Genomic DNA, 20,143 nt, shown 5'->3' with positions numbered 1-20,143 from the left:
CAGTGGGGCACTTTAAGTGCCCCTTTATAAATTATTTATCAGCTAGCTTCTTTTTAAGTTCGGCTAGCTCATCATCTATCTTTTCATTTTTTTGTAGATTAGCAATTTCGTCCGCTAACGTCTTTTTACCTAAATCGTAAGACTCAATTTGAGATTCTAGTCCATCAATTTTGGTTTCGTAACGTTCAAAGCGGTTAAGTGCGTCTTCTACTTTTGAGCTATCAAGTGTCTTTTTCACTTCAAGGCGCGACTCAGCCGAACGTTGGCGAAGTATAATTGCCTTTTGACGAGATTTCGCATCTGCTAGCTTTTCTTGTAGTGTCGTTACTTCTTGCTGTAATTTCTCAATATGAGACTCTACATGTTCAAGTTCACTAGCAACTGAAGCAACTGCATCTGCCGACTTTTGCTTTTCAAGCAGGGCTGAACGCGCTAAATCGTCGCGGTCTTTACTTAAAGCCAGTTCGGCTTTATCTTGCCAATCACTTACTTGTGCTTTAAGTGTATCTAAGCGGCGTACAATTTCTTTTTTCTCAGCCAATGTTTTAGCTGATGTAGAACGTACTTCAACAAGCGTATCTTCCATTTCTTGAATAATCAGACGAACCATTTTTTCTGGGTCTTCTGCTTTATCTAAAATGGCGTTGATATTAGAATTAACAATATCTGCAAAACGTGAAAAAATTCCCATAACATTTACCTCTGTAATTAAAACTTAGTTAGTCTGCTATAACTAGTATCAATATGCTTGCCAACTTTTTAAAAGTTAAAATACACTTTATTTTCATTACGTTAAACTAAATATACAAATTTCTTTAGTTATCCCTATTTATGAAATACACTAACTGTTAGTAAAAATGACCAAGAGTTAGGAAATATGAGCCAATATCGCCAACAGGATAATTTACTCGGCCAATCAGATAGCTTTCTGTCTGTATTAGATCAGGTATCGCAACTGGCTAATTTAGATAAACCGGTACTTATTATTGGTGAACGCGGCACAGGTAAAGAGCTAATAGCAGCACGCTTACACTTTTTATCAAAGCGTTGGGATCAAAACTACGTAAAACTTAACTGTGCAGCACTTAACGAAAACTTACTCGAAAGTGAATTGTTTGGCCACGAAAGCGGTGCTTTTACGGGGGCAAGCAAACGCCACGAAGGTCGTTTTGAACGCGCTAACAGCGGCACACTGTTTTTAGATGAATTAGCTAATACCTCAGCTATGGTACAAGAAAAATTGCTGCGCGTTATAGAATACGGTGAGTTTGAACGTGTTGGCGGCAAACAAACTGTAAAAGTAGATACACGCTTAGTGTGTGCTACAAACGAAGATCTTCCTTATTTAGCTGAGCAAGGTGAATTTAGAAGTGACTTACTCGATCGCCTTGCCTTTGATGTAATTACCCTGCCGCCACTGCGCGAACGCCAAGACGATATTATGCTTCTTGCTGAGCAGTTTGCGATGAATATGGCGCGCGATTTAGAGTGGGAACTCTTTAGCGGTTTTACCCGAAGCGCAACAGAAACACTGCTTAGTTATGATTGGCCTGGTAATATTCGTGAACTTAAAAATGTGGTTGAACGCAGTTTGTATCGCCACGGTAGTGAACATATCCCCGTTCACCAGATTATTTTAGACCCATTCGATAGCCCATTTAGACCAAAAGCGCGCATTAAAGCACCTATAGCGGCTCAAACTGTTAATGCCGAGCCTATTGTTGTTGCGCCGCCGATTACTCAAACAAGCAATGATTCAGCCGTTGATATTCAATTTCCGTGCAGCTTAAAAGAGCGTTCTAACGACTTTGAAATAAACATGATTAATAAAGCGCTCGAACATAGCCAATTTAATCAAAAGAAAACTGCAGAAGTACTTGGTTTAACGTATCATCAATTACGTGGTTATCTTAAAAAATACAACTTGTTGGATCAACAATAGTCAGAGGTTATGCGGGTGCATAAATTATTACTTGTTTTGCTTGCCACCACTTTAGTTGGTTGCCTTGATAGCAAAGAAGAAATCATAGAAGAAAAAAACCAAGGCTTAGTTTATTGCGCTGAAGCTAACCCTGTGTCGTTTAATCCGCAAGTCACGACCACCGGTTCAACTATTGATATAATTGCTAACCAATTATACGACCGTTTAATTAGCATTGACCCTGTTACGGCAGAATTTCAAAGTGAGCTGGCAACCGATTGGAAAATTAGTAAAGATGGTAAATCGGTTACCTTTACCTTGCGTAAAGATGTAAAGTTTCATACAACTTCTTATTTTACCCCATCGCGGGATTTTAACGCCGACGACGTTATATTCACCTTTAGCCGATTATTCGATGTATACAATCCATATCACTTTGTGGGCGATGCCAATTACCCGTATTTTCAAAGTGTGGGGATTGATCAACTCATTCGTAAAATTGTGCGCGTGTCTGACTACCAAGTGCGTTTTGAACTGTTTAATCCTGAAAGCAGCTTTTTAGCTAATATGGCCACTGACTTTGCCGTGGTGCTTTCAGAAGAATACGCCATGGAACTTAAGAAAAAAAACGAAGAAAACTTATTTGATCAGTACCCTATTGGCACTGGTCCCTATATTTATAAAGAATACCGCCGAGATCACCTTGTACGCTTTTACCGTAATCCACTTTATTGGAAGCACGACGTTGCACTTGAACAATTGGTTTACGACATAACCCCTAACGGCACTACGCGTATAGCAAAAATGCTGACTAAAGAGTGCGATGTAACGGCTCATCCAAGTAGTGCGCAATTAAGTATTTTAGCGCAACGTGATGATATAAACGTTGAAAAAGAAACGAACTTAAATATAGGTTATTGGGCGTTTAATACAGAACGTGCCCCGTTTGACGACTTGCGTGTACGCCAAGCACTCGCACATGCAATAGATGTAGATAAAATAATGCAGGCGGTTTATTACGGTAACGGTACTCGCGCACAATCTATTTTGCCGCCAACCTCTTGGGCGTTTGAGCCACAAGAAGATATACCTACGTTTGATCCAGAACTTGCTAAAAAGTTACTAATTGAAGCAGGCTTACCTGATGGCTTTGATATGACGATATGGGCTATGCCTGTGAGTCGTATTTATAACCCTAACGCGCGAAAAATGGCTGAGCTTATGCAAAGTGATTTACGCAAAGTGGGCGTTAATGTAAGCATTGTAGAATATGAGTGGAACACGTTTATTCAACGTATTGGCGAGCATAGGCACGACAGTGTATTACTTGGTTGGGCCGCAGATACACCCGATCCTGATAACTTTTTTAGCCCACTGCTGAGTTGTACCGCTACTTTTAGTGGTAAAAACCCAGCAAACTGGTGTAATCCCCAATTTGACTTATTGCTTACTCAAGCACTAGACACCACTGATTTAAACAAACGTAAAAAATACTACGAAGACGCACAAAGCTTAATTATTCAAGAGCTGCCGTTATTACCGATTGCTCATGGCCTGCGCTTTCAAGCGAGTAGCGCCGATGTGGAAGGCATAACACTTGGCCCGTTTGGCGCTATTTCGCTTGCCAATGCGAGGAAAAAATAATGATCTTAGATTATATTTTACGTCGCCTTGGTTTGTTCTTTTTTATGATACTGATGCTCAGCGTATTTACGTTTTCACTGGCGTATTTATTTCCCGGTGATCCGCTAAGTAATTTAAGCGGCATACCAAGTAGTAACTTTGCACAGCATAGTGAGCTTGAAGACAAATATTTATATAACAGCAATTACTTTATGCAATACATTGCCTTTTTAGGGCGAATATTTCAGGGTGATTGGGGGCTTTCGTTTGCCTCTGGTAATAGTGTGTTTAGCCATATTGTTGATTTGCTACCGGCTACTTTAGAGCTAAGCGTATACGCATTAATTGTATCGGTTGTTATTGGTGTACCGACTGGCATTTTAGGCTCTGGGTATCATAAACGTTGGCCCGACAAGCTTATAAACTCTACCACTATGGTGGGTTATTCAATGCCTGTATTTTGGCTCGCATTGTTATTAATAATGGTTTTTTCATTAAAGCTTGGCTGGTTTCCTATGTCGGGCAGAATGGGGCTCCTTTACGAAATACCCGCCAGTACTGGATTTATTTTAATTGATATTGCACTGGCTGGCTTTCCATATAAAGGAATGGCCTTTGTTGATGCGCTGCGCCATTTAACACTTCCGACTATTGTACTGGCTATGTATCCAACCACTGTATTAGTGCGCTTTACTCGCGAGTCTATGCTTAAAGTAATGGATCAAAACTTTATTAAAACAGCTAGGGCAAAAGGCCTTAACCGCCGCCAACTTATCATGCACCATGCACTGCGTAATGCATTACTGCCGGTAATTAAGCAAATTGGTTTGCAATTTAGTACGCTAATAACGCTTGCGATGATTACCGAAGTTATTTTTTCGTGGCCGGGTATTGGCCGATGGTTAATCGATAGTATTTATCAGCGTGACTTTCCTGCAATTCAAGGCGGGTTAATGGCAGTGTCTTTATTTGTTATTTTAGCTTCTATTACAGCTGAGCTTACTTACACTTTATTCGATCCACTCTCGCGGAATCAGGCCCATGGCAAAGTTTAATTTATTTTCTGAAGAGTCGAATAAATCGCCACTCGCGCGATTTTGGCGAAAGTTTAAAAATAACCACCCTGCTTTGGTTGGTTTATGGATATTTATGGCGTTTGCACTATTAGCCGCCACCGCTCCTTTTTTAGCCCCGTATGGTGTAAACCAACAACACACTGATGCACTGCTTATTCCGCCATCGTGGCGAGAAATGGGCGATGTACGCTTTCTTTTAGGTACCGATGATTTAGGCCGTGATGTACTCTCGCGCTTAATGAATGGTGCTACGTATACGTTTGGCCTCTCTGTTGTAGCCGCCCTGATCACGACTATTTTTGGTGTGTTAGTGGGTACTTTTGCAGGGATTAGTAAAGGGCTGCGTTCAAGCTTTTTAAATCACTTGCTTGATATAACGCTTTCTATTCCTTCTTTGTTACTGGCAATAATAATAATCGCCATACTCGGCCCGGGTTTAATGAATACCGTATGGGCAATTATTTTAGCATTACTGCCGCAATTTATTCACTCAGTGCGTAACCTGATTGTTGATGAATTAAGTAAAGATTACATTACTGCGTTTAGACTAGATGGTGCGTCTAATTGGCATATTATATCGCGTGGTATTTTTCCTAATATTTATGAGCATATTGTGGTTATATTCACGATGGCGCTTTCTACCGCTATATTAGATATTTCAGCACTGGGATTTTTAAAATTAGGGGCTCAGCCACCGACGACCGAATGGGGCGCAATATTAGCCGAAAACCTAGGCCTCATTTATCTAGCACCGTGGACTGTAGCGCTACCTGGTATACTGTTATTTTTAGCCGTGTTATCTACTAATTTAGTAGGCGATGGCCTGCGACAAGTGCTAAAAGCACGTAAGGCTGATTAAATGCAATTACTCGATGTTCGTAACTTAACAATTGAACTACGTACCTCTGAAACTGTAATTAGAGCCGTAGACAGAGTGAGTTTTAGCTTAAAAGAAGGCGAAGTACATGCGCTTGTGGGCGAGTCTGGCTCTGGTAAAAGCCTAATAGCAAAAGCGATTATTGGTGTATTGAACGAACGCTGGGACATTACTGCCGACCGTATTCATTGGCGCGGCGTAGACTTAATGCGTTTAAGTCCAGAGAAACGCCGTAAAATAGTAAGCCAAGATATAGCGATGATCTATCAAGATCCAAGTCGCTGCCTTGACCCAACCGCTAAAATATTTGACCAAATTGCCGAAACACTCCCAGAGATCGCAACTAAAGGTTTCTTTTTAAAGCGCAACCGCGAGAGAAAAGACAGAGTAAAAGCGCTTATTCATAAGGTGGGCATTAAAAACCACGAAGCGGTACTAAGTAGTTACCCTCATGAGCTCTCAGAGGGCGTATGTCAAAAAGTAATGATTGCGATGGCCATTGCTCGCACGCCTAAGTTATTAATCGCTGATGAGCCAACTACAGCACTTGAGAGCACAACTCGCGCACAAGTATTTAGACTACTAAAAAGCTTAAACCAACTTAAAAACATGTCTATTTTGATGATCTCTCATGAACTTGAAGAGATTGCACATTGGTCGCATGGCATTCATGTTTTATATTGCGGGCAAATGGTTGAAGCAGGCCCAACCCATGAAATATTTAAACAGCCTCGCCATCCATACACGCAAGCATTACTAAAAAGCTTGCCAGACTACGAACAAGGTTTAGCGCATAAAGAACCTTTTTATGCACTTAAAGGGACTATCCCTACTCTGCAACATTTGCCTATTGGCTGCCGCCTAGGGCCGCGTTGTCCGCAAGCACAAAAAGCCTGCGTGGTAACTCCCACCCTTACTAAGCATCATGGTCATAGTTATGCGTGCCATTTTCCGTTAATTAAGGACATGAAATAATGCAGCCGCTACTAAAAGTACAAGCACTATCAAAAACATTCAATGTGCGAGCTGGGCTTTTTTCACGTAAAAAGTTTGAAGTACTTAAAAATATTTCGTTTTGTGTCGGTAAAGGCGAAAGTATTGCCATAATTGGTGAAACAGGTGCAGGTAAAAGTACATTAGCAAAACTACTTTCTGGAGCTGATACTGCTGATAGCGGGCAAATTTTGCTCGAGAATAATATTATCGAAGATAATGGCGTACGCGATAATCAATGTCGCCATATTCGTATGATTTTTCAAGATTCAGCTGCATCGCTCAACCCGGGATTAACCATTGGCGAAATGCTTGATGATTGCCTGCAATATAATACTGAACTTGATGCTAGTGAACGGACTGAAAAGATTGATGCAACGCTTTCAAAGGTGGGTTTGTTAATCGATCATAAACACTACTACCCGCATATGTTTAGTGTGGGGCAACTACAGCGTGTTGCGTTTGCTCGTGCATTAATTTTAGATCCTAAGGTGATTGTGCTTGATGAAGCCGTTTCGTCTTTAGACCCTTCTATACGCGCTCAAATAGTGAATTTATTACTTAAGCTGCAGCGCGACACAGGCCTTACGTATGTGATGATCACCCATCATTTAAGTCTAGTGCGCCACATCAGTGATTATGTGGTTGTACTCGATAAAGGCGAAGTAGTTGAATACGGCCCTACTGAAGATGTTTTTCAAAACCCCCAATCAAAAGTAACGCAGCGATTACTTAGCTGCTAAACGCAGCCTAGCGTGTAATGTAATCTCCTTTATGAAGGTCTTTGTTAAATGCGTAATTTAACAACTAAAACCATAAAGAGGATCTATGCTAAAAAAAACATTACTCACAGGCATTTCATCATTAGCGTTACTACTGCTATCAACAACCTCAATAGCTGACGAAAACTCTACCTCTAAAAGTTGGGTTGGTGGCGTTGATCATTTAGGTTTAACCGTATCAAACTTAAATGCATCCAAAGCATTTTTTACTGATGTACTTGGTTTTAAAACGCTAGGAAGTGATCCAACCTACCCCGCTTATTTTTTATCAAACAATAAAATAACCATTACATTATGGCGCGTAAAAAATGATGAAAAACGTGTGGAGTTTAATCGAGCAGAAAATGTGGGCTTACACCATTTAGCACTCAGTGTAGAAAGTATCAAAAAGTTAAGCGAGCTACATACACACTTAGAAATGCAAAATAATATTACTATAGAGTTTGCACCAGAAAACTTAGGTAAAGGTCCAACCCAACATATGATGATAAGAGAGCCTAGCGGCAATCGGATTGAGTTTATTGCCAGAGGTAATTAATACCAATCCGCAATAATACTTAATTAAGCGAATTGGTAATATACCAACTTTATTTAAGACAATAAAAAAGGCGCTTTAAAAGCTGTCTCTTGATCACAAGTCTGACTCAAGAGATTTTGCTAAATCGTAGCCTTCCAGGATGGCTTGTAACTTAAGCCATCCTTGCCATAACACTTTCACAGATGCACGCCCTGTGCGCTTGGTATCTTTCCAGCCTCCTAACTTTGCCAGTTCCTGATACGCCCATGACATATTTGGAGCAGTTTCAGGCAATGGTGTTTTTATTCTCTTTAACCACAATAACTTCCATGCTTTGGGAGATAACAGTTGTTCACAACTTGGAGAATCAGGCTGCTCATTGGTGAACTTTAGTTGCAATATTCGCGTCGCAATAAAGCCATTAATCGTCACCAATCTTTCCATGTTATCTTGGCTTTGAAGGCGTAAACTTTCGATATCCGTACCATCACTTTTCCAGACTTTATGGTATTCCTCTACAAGCCAACGGTGCTCATAGTAGGTGATGATAGCTAAAGCGTCTTCTTTGCTGGTGACTGGTTCACTGGTTAATAGGTGCCAGCTTAAGCCGTTCTCAGCGTTTCCTCGCTCTGCACAGCCGACATAGTAAACTGGGAGGGAGTGTCCTTTCTTATTGTAAGGCGCTTTGAGTGTCACTGGCGCATAGGTGATATCCAGTGTTGCGCTTCGGGCTTTTCTTCCTCCTTTTTGTGCAATGTGGATGTGTTTGGTGCCTGCACTCATCAGCTCGCTTGCAAACGCATAGAGCTTATCCTCACCTTCTTCAATATGACGACTTTGCATCGAGCGTACGACGAATCGTTGCTGCTCGCTCAGTTTATACTGCAAGTATTCGTAGATGTCCGCTTCGCGGTCACACACCGATATCACGTTCGCCATTTGTCCTTGCAGCCGCTCTGCCATCGCTCGTGACGCTGACTCCCACTTGTAACTTTCTTTTTCTTCGTAAGAAGTCGTCGCGTGTTTTTCTCTTTTTCCAATCGTGTTGATATCACGACTCCAGCGAGACTGTTCAATTAATCCCACAACTTGCTTTGTGTCTGGCGCAAACAGTAATACGCTATGAGCTAACAAGCCTCGTTGTTTTGCTCCTCGTCCGACATGACCCAAATCATCTCGAATGGAGGAATGTTTATAAATTAGTGTGGTCGTGTCTTCTAATGCGAGTAATAAGTTATGACTTTTTGCTTGTTCAACCGTGGCTTTAAAGCCTGACTCTGCTATAGCCGTTGCGTCAATATTCTCGTTGCGAATAAAGCGGTAGGCACCTTCCATATCGGCGGGGGATTGAGTGATGTTCACAAGTGGTTTTCCTGGTTCATTTGCAAGCGTTGATGCTAACTTTACCAGACGCGCTGTTCTTCTTGGATCACCTAAGTCCGATTTACCGAATTGTTGTTTTGCCCAATGAGTATGTTCGTTAATCATAATGTGCCCTCAAACAAGATTTGAAGATCTGATCATGACATTGAGATTTAGTTCAAAAAAATCCCCGCTAATTTCTTAGCAGGGATTTGTGTATAAGAGACAGCTTTAAAAGCGCCTTTCTTTATGAGCTAAAATTAATTATTCAACAGTTTGTGTAGCCGTTGGTAAGTTAAGTTCAGCATTTGCTTTAAGCGCTTCAATAAATACCATGTAGTTTTTATTAGCTTGCGCCATAGTAATGCTTTGTTTTGCTTGAGGGTCAATATTAGCTGCAACTTGTGCATCTGTTACCGACTTAAGCGCAACAATTGCTGCATCACCATTATTTAAATTAACAAGCTCAACTACCGCAGAATCTGCTGGATGAGCCATTTTAAATGCTTGAGTCACAATAGCAGGTGAAACAGTGTAGCTTTGACGTGTTAATTGCGCTTCTTGACGAACCGTCAAGCTTTGCTCGTTTGCTACATCATTTAAGCTCTTACCTGCTTGTACTTCTGCAAATAAGCTACGCGCTTTTTCTTTAGCAAGCTCCGATGATTTTTCATTAACTAAACGCGCTTTAATTTGCTCGCTTACTTCATCTAGCGGTTTAGTAGCAGCAGGTTTATGCTCGTTAATACGAACAATAATTGCATGCTCCTCACCAAGCTCAATAACTTCAGAGTTTACTTTATCTTCAAGTAAATCAACTGATGTTAGTGCTGTTACAACTGCAGGGCTGTTTAAAGGCTCTGGTAGAGCATTAAGTGCTAAAAGAGGTGTAGATTTAACTTCAACTTCAGCAACTTCTGCAGCGTCGTCTAAGCGGTCTGAAATTTCAAATGCAAGTGCGCCCATTTCTGTTTGCTTTTCGTAAAATGCATCTACTTTTTCAGCTTGTTCTAATTCAGCACGTAAGTCAGCTTTAACATCGTTATACGCTTTAACTTGTTGTGGTTGAATGTCTGTAAGTTTAATTATGTGATAACCAAACTCAGAAGCAACAACCTCAGAAATGTCACCTTTGTTTTGCAGTGCGAAAGTCGCATCTTCAAATGCAGGGTCCATTACGTCACGTTCAATCCATTCAAGGTCGCCGCCCATTTCGCCACTAACGATATCGTCAGATGATGATTCTGCTAACTCAGCAAAGTCTGCACCTTGCTCTAGTTGTGCATGAAGTGCATTGGCTTTTTCTTTTGCTGCATCATCGTCTTCACTGTTATCAATTAAGATATGTGATACGCGACGTTTTTCAGGTTCTATGTACTGCGCTTTGTTTTGCTCGTAATACGCTTTAACGTCATCCTCGGTTACCGATTCAACATTAATATCTGCTGCTTTAAGCTCAATATAACTTACTGAAATAAGCTCTGGAGATAAAAATTGTGATGCGTTTAGCTCGTAGTAGTCAGACACTTCTTGCTCTGATACCTCTACCGTAGCGGCTAGCGCTTCTTTATTAATGACTAAGTAGTCAATACTACGAGTTTGCTGCTGTAGAGCAATTGCGCTTTTGAGCTCGCTCTCTAGGGCAAAGTCTGTACCTGCAACAGCTGATACAACCTGACTACGTGTCATATCTTTACGTAAGTATTCACGAAAAGCATCTGGTTGAAAGTTCATTTGACGAATTACTTGTAAGTAACGATCGTTATTAAACTTTTCACCAATTTGAAAGTACGGTAGCTCTAAAATTGTTTTACGTACACTTTCGTCGCTTACGCGAAGGCCTAAATCAGCCGCTAGCTGTGATTGCAATTCTTGTTGTACTAAGCGGTCAACTACACCTTGGCGAATTTGCGCCATGTAATTTGGATCAGCGGCAATTTGTGTAAAGTATTCACCAAATTGTTGCTCTAAACGGCTACGTTCATTTTGGTAAGCACGGTTAAAATCGGTTTGACTAATTTTAATTCCATTTACTTCAGCAACGGGTTGTTCTGTGGTTTGACCTAAGTAACTACCGATCCCTGCTAAGGCAAAAGATAAAATCACCGCGCCTAAAATTATTTTGGCTACAGGTCCTTGCGAACCTTCTCTGATTTTCTCAAGCATTTGTTTATCTCTTTTTGATCAAGGTATTTTACCTTGTCACATGTAAAAAAAGCGTATCTTACCAGATACGCTTTTTCACTTGAAGTAACTGGCGGTAAAGTTACTTAATTCATCTGTTGTGGTGAATCAGTAACTTTACACTCGCCATAACTAATGTGTTTAAAACAGTGATTAGTTTACTGCGTCTTTAAGCGCTTTACCGGCTTTAAAAGCAGGAATAGTTGCAGCAGCAATTTGGATTGTTTCACCAGTTTGCGGGTTACGGCCTGAACGTGCAGCACGGTCACGTACTGAGAAAGTACCAAAACCAACAAGTGCAACTGAGTCGCCTTCTTTTAGCGCGCCAGATACAGATTCGATGAATGAATCTAGTGCACGACCTGCAGCCGCTTTAGAAATGTCAGCATCAGCTGCGATTTGATCGATTAATTGAGATTTATTCACAATATCATCCTCTTTCATTGTTATTATCAAGAGCGATGGTTTTTTAAACTAACATCACTTTTTTGAAAATTGTAGAGCAAACTTTTAATGCTCACATGATTATATTTTTCTTAAGCCTACGCCCCATAAGGGCTAGGCTTGAAAACCAGTGCTTAACTTATCATACCGTTTAGATTTGAAAAGCCCTAAAAAGCACTTTTTTTAGCTTTTTTCTTGGTTTTTAGGTGTTTCGACCGAAAAACTCTCAACAGGATGCACTAAAGCAAGCTTTAACACCTCGTCAATCCAAGTAACTGGGTGAATATCAAGACCTGCCAGCACGTTCTCTGGAATCTCTTTTAAGTCACGTTCGTTAATTTTTGGAATGATTACTGTTTTAATTCCACCACGATGCGCCGCCAATAATTTCTCTTTTAAGCCACCAATAGGAAGTACTTCACCACGTAGCGTAATTTCACCGGTCATTGCAACATCTGCTCGTACAGGGTTACCCGTTAAGCTAGATACAAGACCTGTTACCATTGCTGCGCCCGCACTAGGACCATCTTTTGGTGTTGCGCCCTCAGGTACGTGTACGTGAATATCACGTTTTTCGTAAAAGTCGCTATTAATACGAAATGTATCTGCGCGATTACGTACTACCGTCATTGCCGCTTGAATCGACTCTTGCATCACATCGCCCAGTGAACCGGTATAAGTAAGTTTACCTTTACCTGGTACAGCCGCACATTCGATTGTTAGCAAATCACCACCAACTTCTGTCCATGCTAAACCTGTAACTTGACCAATACGGTCGCCATCTTCAGCTTTACCATAATCAAAGCGTTGCACACCTAAAAAGTCTTCTAGGTTATCTTGATTGATAGTCACTGTTTTAGTGTCTTTTTCGAGTAAGATATTTTTAACTGCTTTACGGCATAGTTTTGAAATTTCACGCTCTAGGTTACGTACACCCGCTTCACGTGTGTAGTAACGAATAATGCCAATAATTGCACTATCTTCGATAACTATTTCAGACTCTTTTAAGCCGTTACGTTTTACTTGTTTAGTAATTAAGTGCTCTTTTGCAATGTTTAGCTTTTCATCTTCGGTGTAACCCGATAAACGAATAACTTCCATACGGTCCAATAATGGGCCAGGAATGTTAAAGCTGTTTGATGTTGCTACAAACATAACATCAGATAAATCGTAATCTACTTCAAGGTAATGATCGGCAAAGTGGCTGTTTTGCTCAGGATCAAGCACTTCTAATAGTGCTGATGCTGGGTCGCCACGCATGTCTGATGACATTTTATCGATTTCATCTAACAAAAATAATGGATTTTTAACGCCCACTTTTGTCATGTTTTGAATTAGCTTACCTGGCATTGAACCAATGTATGTACGACGATGACCACGGATCTCAGCTTCATCACGTACGCCGCCAAGCGCCATACGAACATACTTACGACCAGTTGAACGCGCTATAGATTGCCCAAGTGATGTTTTACCAACACCTGGTGGCCCAACTAAACATAAAATTGGCCCTTTAAGCTTATTAGTACGCTGTTGTACCGCGAGGTACTCAATAATGCGTTCTTTTACTTTATCTAAGCCGTGGTGATCGCTATCAAGAATTTTTTGCGCGCCCGCTAAGTCTTTTTTCACTTTAGAGCGTTTTTTCCATGGCACATTAATTAATGTGTCAATGTATGAACGCACTACAGTCGCTTCTGCAGACATTGGCGACATCATCTTAAGCTTATTAAGCTCTGTCGTCGCTTTGTCTTGTGCCTCGCTTGGCATACCCGATTCTTCGATGCGTTTTTTAAGTGCTTCAAATTCGTCAGGTACATCGTCAAGCTCACCCAGCTCTTTTTGAATAGCTTTCATTTGCTCATTGAGGTAATACTCGCGCTGAGACTTTTCCATCTGCTTTTTAACGCGGGTACGAATTTTCTTCTCAACTTGCAGTAAGTCTATTTCGCCTTCCATTAATGCCATTAAATATTCAAGACGTTCTGTAACGCTTGAAATTTCTAGCACTTTTTGCTTTTCAGGTACTTTAAGCGGCATATGGGCTGCCATTGTATCGGCAAGGCGTGCTGGCTCATCAATACCTGAAACTGAAGTTAGTACTTCAGGTGGAATTTTTTTGTTTAGCTTTACATAGCCTTCAAACTGGCTAATTGCGCTACGAATAAAAATATCTTGTTCTTTCTCATCTACTGAATCAGATTCAATAAATTGAGCATTAGCAACAAAAAAGTCATCGTTATCTACAAATTCTTCAATTTGTGCGCGCTGTGTACCTTCAACTAAAACTTTAACTGTACCGTCTGGTAATTTTAATAACTGAAGTACAGTGGCAATAGTACCGATACGATAAATATCATCTTGCTCTGGTTCATCTACAGTTGCATCTTTTTGTGCAACCAAGAAAATTTGTTTGTCTTTGTCCATTGCCGCTTCTAGGCATTTTATTGATTTTTCACGGCCAACAAAAAGCGGGATCACCATGTGCGGGTATACCACAACATCGCGCAGTGCAAGGACTGGGATTTCGACTCGGTCGGTTCTCTCAAGCGTCATTATAGTTTCTCTTCGCACTTCATTTATTTTAAAGATTACTCAAGTATATGGGGATAACCTAATTAAAGTTCAACAATTTTCCCATACTCGATTAAATTAATTATAAAAAAAGGAGCCTAAGGCTCCTTTTTTCATTCAAATAGCTTAAAAACTATTCTGATGCAGCTTTATCTTGTTTATTATTTTCATAAATCAAGATTGGGTCTGACTCACCTTTAATAACGGTTTCATCAATAACCACTTTGCTTACGTCATCCATTGAAGGAAGTTCGTACATAGTATCAAGTAACACACCTTCAACGATTGAACGAAGACCACGTGCACCTGTTTTACGCTCCATTGCTTTGTGGGCAATTGCAGCTAAGGCATCATCGCGAAACTCAAGTTCAACGTCTTCCATACCAAACAATACTGAGAACTGTTTAGTAATCGCGTTTTTAGGTTCACTCAATATTTGCACAAGAGCAGCTTCGTCAAGTTCTGTTAACGTAGCAACTACTGGCAAACGACCTATAAACTCAGGAATTAAGCCGTATTTAACTAAATCTTCTGGTTCTACGTCTTTAAATGTTTCACTTAAAGAACGACTCGCCGCAGATTCTTTTACGCTAACGCCAAAACCGATACCGGTATTTTTATGGCTACGTTGCTCAATTACTTTATCTAGGCCTGAAAATGCACCACCACAAATAAACAAGATTTTAGACGTATCTACTTGTAAAAACTCTTGTTGTGGATGTTTACGACCACCTTGCGGTGGAACAGAAGCAACGGTGCCTTCAATCAGTTTAAGTAGCGCCTGTTGAACGCCCTCACCCGATACATCACGTGTAATTGACGGGTTATCTGATTTACGAGAAATTTTGTCAATTTCATCAATGTAAACAATGCCACGTTGCGCTTTTTCAACATCGTAATCGCATTTTTGTAAAAGCTTTTGAATGATGTTTTCAACATCTTCACCTACATAACCTGCTTCGGTTAATGTAGTGGCATCGGCCATAGTAAACGGCACATCAAGTAGACGCGCTAATGTTTCTGCAAGTAATGTTTTACCACTACCTGTTGGGCCGATAAGCAAAATATTACTTTTACTTAATTCAATGTCTTGCTTAGTCGATTGGTTACGTAGGCGTTTATAATGGTTATAAACGGCAACAGACAATACTTTTTTAGCATGATCTTGACCAATAACATAATCGTCTAAGTGTTTACGAATTTCTTTTGGTACAGGTAGTTTGTCAGACGTATCATGCTTAGGAGCAATGTCTTTGATCTCTTCCCTGATAATATCGTTACACAACTCTACACATTCATCACAAACGTATACTGAAGGGCCTGCAATTAATTTACGCACTTCATGTTGGCTTTTGCCACAAAAAGAGCAGTATAACAATTTATTACTTTTGTCGCCGTCTGTAGGAGTGTCAGACATTCAGCTACCTCATTTTATTACGTTGGCCACCAAAACTGTTGGCGGCTATTTCAATACGCTTTAACTATACCAAAATTTATTGGTTTTCGCATAGTAACTCAAAGTGGCAAACAGGCAATCCTGCTCGCCAAGCGCTTACTTTTTGTCGCGATTTGTAAACACAGAGTCTACTAAGCCGTAATCTACAGCTTGCGTGGCACTCATAAAGTTATCACGATCTGTGTCTTTAGAGATAATATCTAATGGTTGGCCTGTATGCTCAGCCATTAAGCGGTTAAGCTTATCTTTAATAGACAGAATTTCTTTAGCATGTATTTCAAAGTCAGATGCTTGACCTTGGAAACCACCTAATGGTTGGTGAATCATCACACGTGAGTTTGGTAGGCAAAAACGCTTACCTTTAGCGCCAGCAGTAAGTAAAAAAGCACCCATGCTTGCAGCTTGACCTACACATATTGTACTTACATCTGGTTTGATGAAGTTCATTGTGTCGTAAATAGCCATACCCGCAGTTACTGAACCACCTGGTGAGTTGATGTATAAAAAGATATCTTTATCAGGATTTTCTGATTCTAAAAATAGCATTTGCGCTAAAATCAGATTTGCCATGTTGTCTTCAACTTGACCTGTTAAAAAGATAATACGCTCTTTTAATAATCTCGAATAAATATCATACGAGCGCTCGCCTTTCGGTGTTTGTTCAACAACCATTGGGACCAATGCATTTAGGGGATCTGTAATACCAGTATTCATACTTATTTAATTCCTTATGCGCTTATACTTATCCTTATTATAAGGAAGCATAGTTATCGTTTTTCGCAAATTTAGAGCCAAAAACTAAAATGGCCCGGGCACGCTGTATAAACAGAGTAGCACGAGCCATTTAATCGTTAGCGAGAGCTTAAGTCAATGACTTATTAAGCACCTTGCTGTGGATTCATGATGTCATCAAATGCTTTTTCAACATCAGTAACAACTGCTTTAGCTAAAATAGCTTCAACAGCTTGCTCTTCCATTGCTACATTACGCATTTGCTGCATAAGTTGATCATTACCTTTGTAGTATTCTACTACTTCAGTTGGATCTTCGTATGCAGAAGCTACCGTTGCGATTAATGCTTCAACTTTAGCGTCATCAACTTTAATCTCGTTAGCTTTAATCACTTCACCTAATAAAAGGCCAGTTTTAACACGTGTTACAGCTTGCTCGTGGAACAATTCAGCTGGAAGCTCTGGCATGTTTTGAGCGTCGCCGCCAAAACGTTGAGCTGCTTGCTGACGTAGAGCATCAACTTCTTGATCAACAAGTGCTTTAGGCACTTCGATTTCGTTGTTAGCTAAAAGACCTTTGATTGCTTGGTCTTTAACGCTTGCTTTAACCGCTTGGTCTAGCTCACGTGTCATGTTCTTTTTAACTTCTTCTTTAAGCGCGTCTACGCCGCCTTCGGTAACACCGAATTTAGTTGCAAACTCTTCGCTTAATTCTGGTAATTCTTGCGCTTCAACTTTTTTCACTGTGATAGTGAATTGAGCCGCTTTACCTTTTAAGTTTTCAGCGTGGTAATCATCAGGGAAAGTTACATCAGTAACTACTTCTTCGCCTGCTTTTTTACCTACGATGTTATCTTCAAAACCTGGGATCATACGACCTTGGCCAAGTTCTAATGGGAAGTCTTCAGCTTTGCCGCCTTCAAATACTTCACCGTCGATAGTACCTACGAAATCAACTGTTACACGGTCGTTTTCGCCAGCAGCTGCATCAACATCAGCCCACGCTGCGTGTTGCTTACGAAGTGTTTCTAGCATGTTAGCTAAATCTTCGTCAGTCACTGTTACCGCTGGTTTCTCAACAGTAATTTTATCTAAACCTTGAACTTCAACTTCAGGGTAAACTTCAAACGTTGCTGAGAATTCTAAATCTTTACCTGCTTCAAGTGATTTAGGTGCGAATGTAGGCGCGCCAGCTGGATTGATTTTTTCAGAAACGATTGCTTCAATGTAATTACGTTGCATTACTTCGCCAGCAACTTCTTGACGAACTGCAGGGCCAAAACGCTTGTTAATTACAGATACTGGAACTTTACCAGCACGGAAACCATCTATACGCTGTGTTTTTGACAGTTGTTGTAGGCGTTTTTTTACTTCGGTCTCAACGTTCTCTGAAGGAACGGTGATAGTTATACGGCGCTCAAGGCCTTGGGTCGTCTCAACAGAAACTTGCATGATTTACCTCAATATTCAATTTTGGCGACTGTTCGCCTTCCTTTACAAACAAAGTGATCTGCATGAGTCTTGATAAAGTTTAAGCGGTTTTTCACACTTAAAAGCATCCGTCGCTACCATGAGATACCATTGCTGCTTTGCCCTTCGGGCACTATGTTAAACAATAGACGCGGCATTATAACCTAATATTTATGATAGTCGAGTATAGGGGGCAATTATTTGGACTAGATAAGGGACTATAGAGACTAACTGAATAAAAAACAGGCTAACTAGGCATTGAATGGATTAAAGTAGAAATTATTTAATAGAATTATAGGCTAACAGATTTAGATTTATAACTTAGAGGAGTTTACTTATTATTCTTATTAGATAAGAAAATGGTCGGCGATGCAGGATTTGAACCTGCGACCCCTTGGACCCAAACCAAGTGCGCTACCAAACTGCGCTAATCGCCGACATTGAAGAGTTAACTTCTTTTTTCATATTGAACACTTAAACTGAGAGTTTAAGACCATTTTAAGAAAATGGTCGGCGATGCAGGATTTGAACCTGCGACCCCTTGGACCCAAACCAAGTGCGCTACCAAACTGCGCTAATCGCCGATATTCGTTGTAAATGGGGTGACTGATGGGGCTCGAACCCACGACAACCGGAATCACAATCCGGGGCTCTACCAACTGAGCTACAATCACCGCTATATTTACATGTTTTCAAATGGTGCACCCAGAAGGATTCGAACCTTCGACCCACGCCTTAGAAGGGCGTTGCTCTATCCAGCTGAGCTATGGGCGCATCGAAAACTTCATAGTTTACCAATAAGCTATTCGATTATAATAAATTATAAAAATGGTCGGCGATGCAGGATTTGAACCTGCGACCCCTTGGACCCAAACCAAGTGCGCTACCAAACTGCGCTAATCGCCGAAACTTATTATTGTTAGCGAGTGACCTCGTTGACAACGGGGTGCATAATAGTGATTTGACGGGGTTAGGTCAAACGTTTTTTTAATAAAACCAATCAAGTGCTCATTTTTAGTGCACAATGGTTAAATATTACAATAGTAGGCTGAAATTTAAACTATTTAATAACTCAAATGTTATATACATTAAAAGCAACTTGGCGCTGCTATGCTTTTCTGCGAAAATAGTAGGCACATTATAAAACGAGTTAAATAAAGAGTATGTTTTCTTTATTAGCATTTTTACCCCTATTTTATTATGCATTCGTTTTTAGAGTATCGGTATCTAGTTAATTAACCCCAATTAAAGGTCACCCATGACGGCAAACATCATTGATGGTAAGGCAATCGCAAAACAAGTACGTAGCGCTGTAGCAGAACGCGTAAGTGAACGTGTAGCAAATGGTTTACGTGCACCAGGACTTGCAGTAGTACTTGTAGGACTTGATCCAGCAAGCCAAGTTTATGTTGGTTCAAAACGTAAAGCCTGTGAAGAAGTAGGTTTTATCTCCAAATCATTTGATTTACCAGCAGACACGCAAGAGCAAACTCTTTTAGATTTAATTGACGAGCTAAATAATGATGCCGAAGTTGATGGAATTTTAGTGCAGTTACCACTGCCAAAAGGTCTTGATGCTGAAAAGATTTTAGAACGCATTACCCCACATAAAGATGTTGATGGATTTCATCCATATAACATTGGTCGATTAGCACAGCGTATGCCTGCCCTTCGCCCATGTACCCCTAAAGGTATTATTACATTACTTGATTCAACGGGTGTACGTTATAAAGGGATGCATGCAGTTGTCGTTGGCGCGTCAAATATTGTTGGTCGTCCAATGTCGCTAGAGCTTTTATTAGCGGGTTGTACTACCACAGTATGCCATAAGTTTACTCAAGACTTAGAAACGCATGTTCGCCGCGCTGACTTATTAGTTGTGGCTGTAGGTAAACCTGAATTTATACCTGGAGATTGGATAAAAGAAGGCGCTATAGTCATCGATGTAGGCATTAACCGTTTAGACACGGGTAAATTAGTTGGTGATGTTCAATACAGTGTGGCTGAACAAAAAGCGCATTTTATTACACCTGTACCAGGTGGCGTTGGCCCGATGACGGTCGCGAGCTTAATTGAAAACACACTTGAAGCGTGTGAGAAATATCACAGCTAAGCTGTTAAAAAATCAAAAAAGGG

General features: G+C 40.5%; 16 protein-coding genes and 5 tRNA genes. 8 read left to right on the top strand and 13 right to left on the bottom strand.

Going from position 1 to position 20,143, the window contains the following annotated elements; all coding sequences use genetic code 11:
* Positions 1 to 31 precede the first annotated feature (31 nt).
* On the bottom strand, positions 32 to 691 hold the full coding sequence (gene pspA / locus PARC_RS05325) for a phage shock protein PspA (protein WP_002958333.1): 660 nt from the start codon (positions 689 to 691) through the stop codon (positions 32 to 34).
* Between the two features lie 186 nt (positions 692 to 877).
* On the opposite strand from pspA, the gene pspF reads away from it, so the two are divergent.
* The 7 genes from pspF (at position 878) to PARC_RS05290 (ending at position 7,810) form a co-directional block, all read left to right on the top strand.
* The gene (gene pspF, locus PARC_RS05320; protein WP_010553754.1) at positions 878 to 1,942 is read left to right on the top strand and encodes a phage shock protein operon transcriptional activator; all 1,065 of its coding nucleotides are present in this window, start codon (positions 878 to 880) and stop codon (positions 1,940 to 1,942) included.
* A 15-nt stretch (positions 1,943 to 1,957) separates the two neighbouring features.
* On the top strand, positions 1,958 to 3,565 hold the full coding sequence (locus PARC_RS05315) for an ABC transporter substrate-binding protein (RefSeq protein ID WP_010553755.1): 1,608 nt from the start codon (positions 1,958 to 1,960) through the stop codon (positions 3,563 to 3,565).
* Positions 3,565 to 4,599: an ABC transporter permease gene (locus PARC_RS05310; RefSeq protein ID WP_007580956.1), complete on the top strand. Its 1,035-nt coding sequence runs from the start codon at positions 3,565 to 3,567 to the stop codon at positions 4,597 to 4,599. Before PARC_RS05315 ends, PARC_RS05310 begins: the two co-directional genes overlap by 1 nt.
* A complete protein-coding gene (locus PARC_RS05305; protein WP_007580954.1) occupies positions 4,586 to 5,479 on the top strand; it encodes an ABC transporter permease subunit in 894 nt (297 codons plus the stop codon). The genes PARC_RS05310 and PARC_RS05305 overlap by 14 nt, the downstream gene beginning before the upstream one ends.
* Complete coding sequence (locus PARC_RS05300) at positions 5,480 to 6,472, top strand: peptide ABC transporter ATP-binding protein (protein WP_007580952.1); 993 nt, start codon at positions 5,480 to 5,482, stop codon at positions 6,470 to 6,472.
* Positions 6,472 to 7,233 carry an ATP-binding cassette domain-containing protein gene (locus tag PARC_RS05295; protein WP_010553756.1) on the top strand — a complete coding sequence of 254 codons (762 nt, stop codon included), beginning with the start codon at positions 6,472 to 6,474 and terminating at the stop codon, positions 7,231 to 7,233. Before PARC_RS05300 ends, PARC_RS05295 begins: the two co-directional genes overlap by 1 nt.
* Before the next feature lie 85 nt (positions 7,234 to 7,318).
* On the top strand, positions 7,319 to 7,810 hold the full coding sequence (locus PARC_RS05290; protein WP_007580948.1) for a VOC family protein: 492 nt from the start codon (positions 7,319 to 7,321) through the stop codon (positions 7,808 to 7,810).
* A gap of 93 nt (positions 7,811 to 7,903) precedes the next feature.
* Here the strand turns inward: PARC_RS05290 and PARC_RS05285 are convergent, their stop codons facing one another.
* From PARC_RS05285 to PARC_RS05230, 12 genes are all read right to left on the bottom strand, one after another.
* Positions 7,904 to 9,277 (bottom strand): IS4 family transposase, encoded by a 1,374-nt coding sequence (locus PARC_RS05285; RefSeq protein WP_096058041.1) that lies wholly within the window; start codon positions 9,275 to 9,277, stop codon positions 7,904 to 7,906.
* A gap of 138 nt (positions 9,278 to 9,415) precedes the next feature.
* On the bottom strand, positions 9,416 to 11,317 hold the full coding sequence (locus PARC_RS05280; protein WP_010553843.1) for a SurA N-terminal domain-containing protein: 1,902 nt from the start codon (positions 11,315 to 11,317) through the stop codon (positions 9,416 to 9,418).
* Positions 11,318 to 11,488: 171 nt separating this feature from the next.
* Complete coding sequence (locus PARC_RS05275; protein WP_290192505.1) at positions 11,489 to 11,785, bottom strand: HU family DNA-binding protein; 297 nt, start codon at positions 11,783 to 11,785, stop codon at positions 11,489 to 11,491.
* Positions 11,786 to 11,962: 177 nt separating this feature from the next.
* The gene (lon, locus tag PARC_RS05270) at positions 11,963 to 14,332 is read right to left on the bottom strand and encodes an endopeptidase La (protein ID WP_010553844.1); all 2,370 of its coding nucleotides are present in this window, start codon (positions 14,330 to 14,332) and stop codon (positions 11,963 to 11,965) included.
* Between the two features lie 151 nt (positions 14,333 to 14,483).
* Positions 14,484 to 15,767 (bottom strand): ATP-dependent protease ATP-binding subunit ClpX, encoded by a 1,284-nt coding sequence (gene clpX / locus PARC_RS05265; RefSeq protein WP_002958344.1) that lies wholly within the window; start codon positions 15,765 to 15,767, stop codon positions 14,484 to 14,486.
* A 135-nt stretch (positions 15,768 to 15,902) separates the two neighbouring features.
* Positions 15,903 to 16,520 carry an ATP-dependent Clp endopeptidase proteolytic subunit ClpP gene (gene clpP / locus PARC_RS05260; RefSeq protein WP_007580937.1) on the bottom strand — a complete coding sequence of 206 codons (618 nt, stop codon included), beginning with the start codon at positions 16,518 to 16,520 and terminating at the stop codon, positions 15,903 to 15,905.
* Positions 16,521 to 16,684: 164 nt separating this feature from the next.
* Complete coding sequence (gene tig / locus PARC_RS05255) at positions 16,685 to 17,989, bottom strand: trigger factor (protein WP_010553845.1); 1,305 nt, start codon at positions 17,987 to 17,989, stop codon at positions 16,685 to 16,687.
* A 378-nt stretch (positions 17,990 to 18,367) separates the two neighbouring features.
* Positions 18,368 to 18,444, bottom strand: a tRNA-Pro gene (locus PARC_RS05250).
* Positions 18,445 to 18,514: 70 nt separating this feature from the next.
* Positions 18,515 to 18,591: transfer RNA gene (locus tag PARC_RS05245), tRNA-Pro, on the bottom strand.
* A 14-nt stretch (positions 18,592 to 18,605) separates the two neighbouring features.
* Positions 18,606 to 18,681, bottom strand: a tRNA-His gene (locus PARC_RS05240).
* A 23-nt stretch (positions 18,682 to 18,704) separates the two neighbouring features.
* Positions 18,705 to 18,781, bottom strand: a tRNA-Arg gene (locus PARC_RS05235).
* 55 nt (positions 18,782 to 18,836) lie between these two features.
* Positions 18,837 to 18,913: transfer RNA gene (locus tag PARC_RS05230), tRNA-Pro, on the bottom strand.
* A gap of 352 nt (positions 18,914 to 19,265) precedes the next feature.
* Between PARC_RS05230 and folD the strand changes: the two genes are divergently transcribed.
* Complete coding sequence (gene folD, locus PARC_RS05225; protein WP_002958348.1) at positions 19,266 to 20,120, top strand: bifunctional methylenetetrahydrofolate dehydrogenase/methenyltetrahydrofolate cyclohydrolase FolD; 855 nt, start codon at positions 19,266 to 19,268, stop codon at positions 20,118 to 20,120.
* The last annotated feature ends 23 nt before the right edge of the window (positions 20,121 to 20,143 follow it).

This window comes from Pseudoalteromonas arctica A 37-1-2, assembly GCF_000238395.3.
In the GTDB taxonomy this organism is placed as follows: Bacteria; Pseudomonadota; Gammaproteobacteria; order Enterobacterales; family Alteromonadaceae; genus Pseudoalteromonas; species Pseudoalteromonas arctica.
This window is presented reverse-complemented; position numbering and strand designations above follow the sequence as displayed.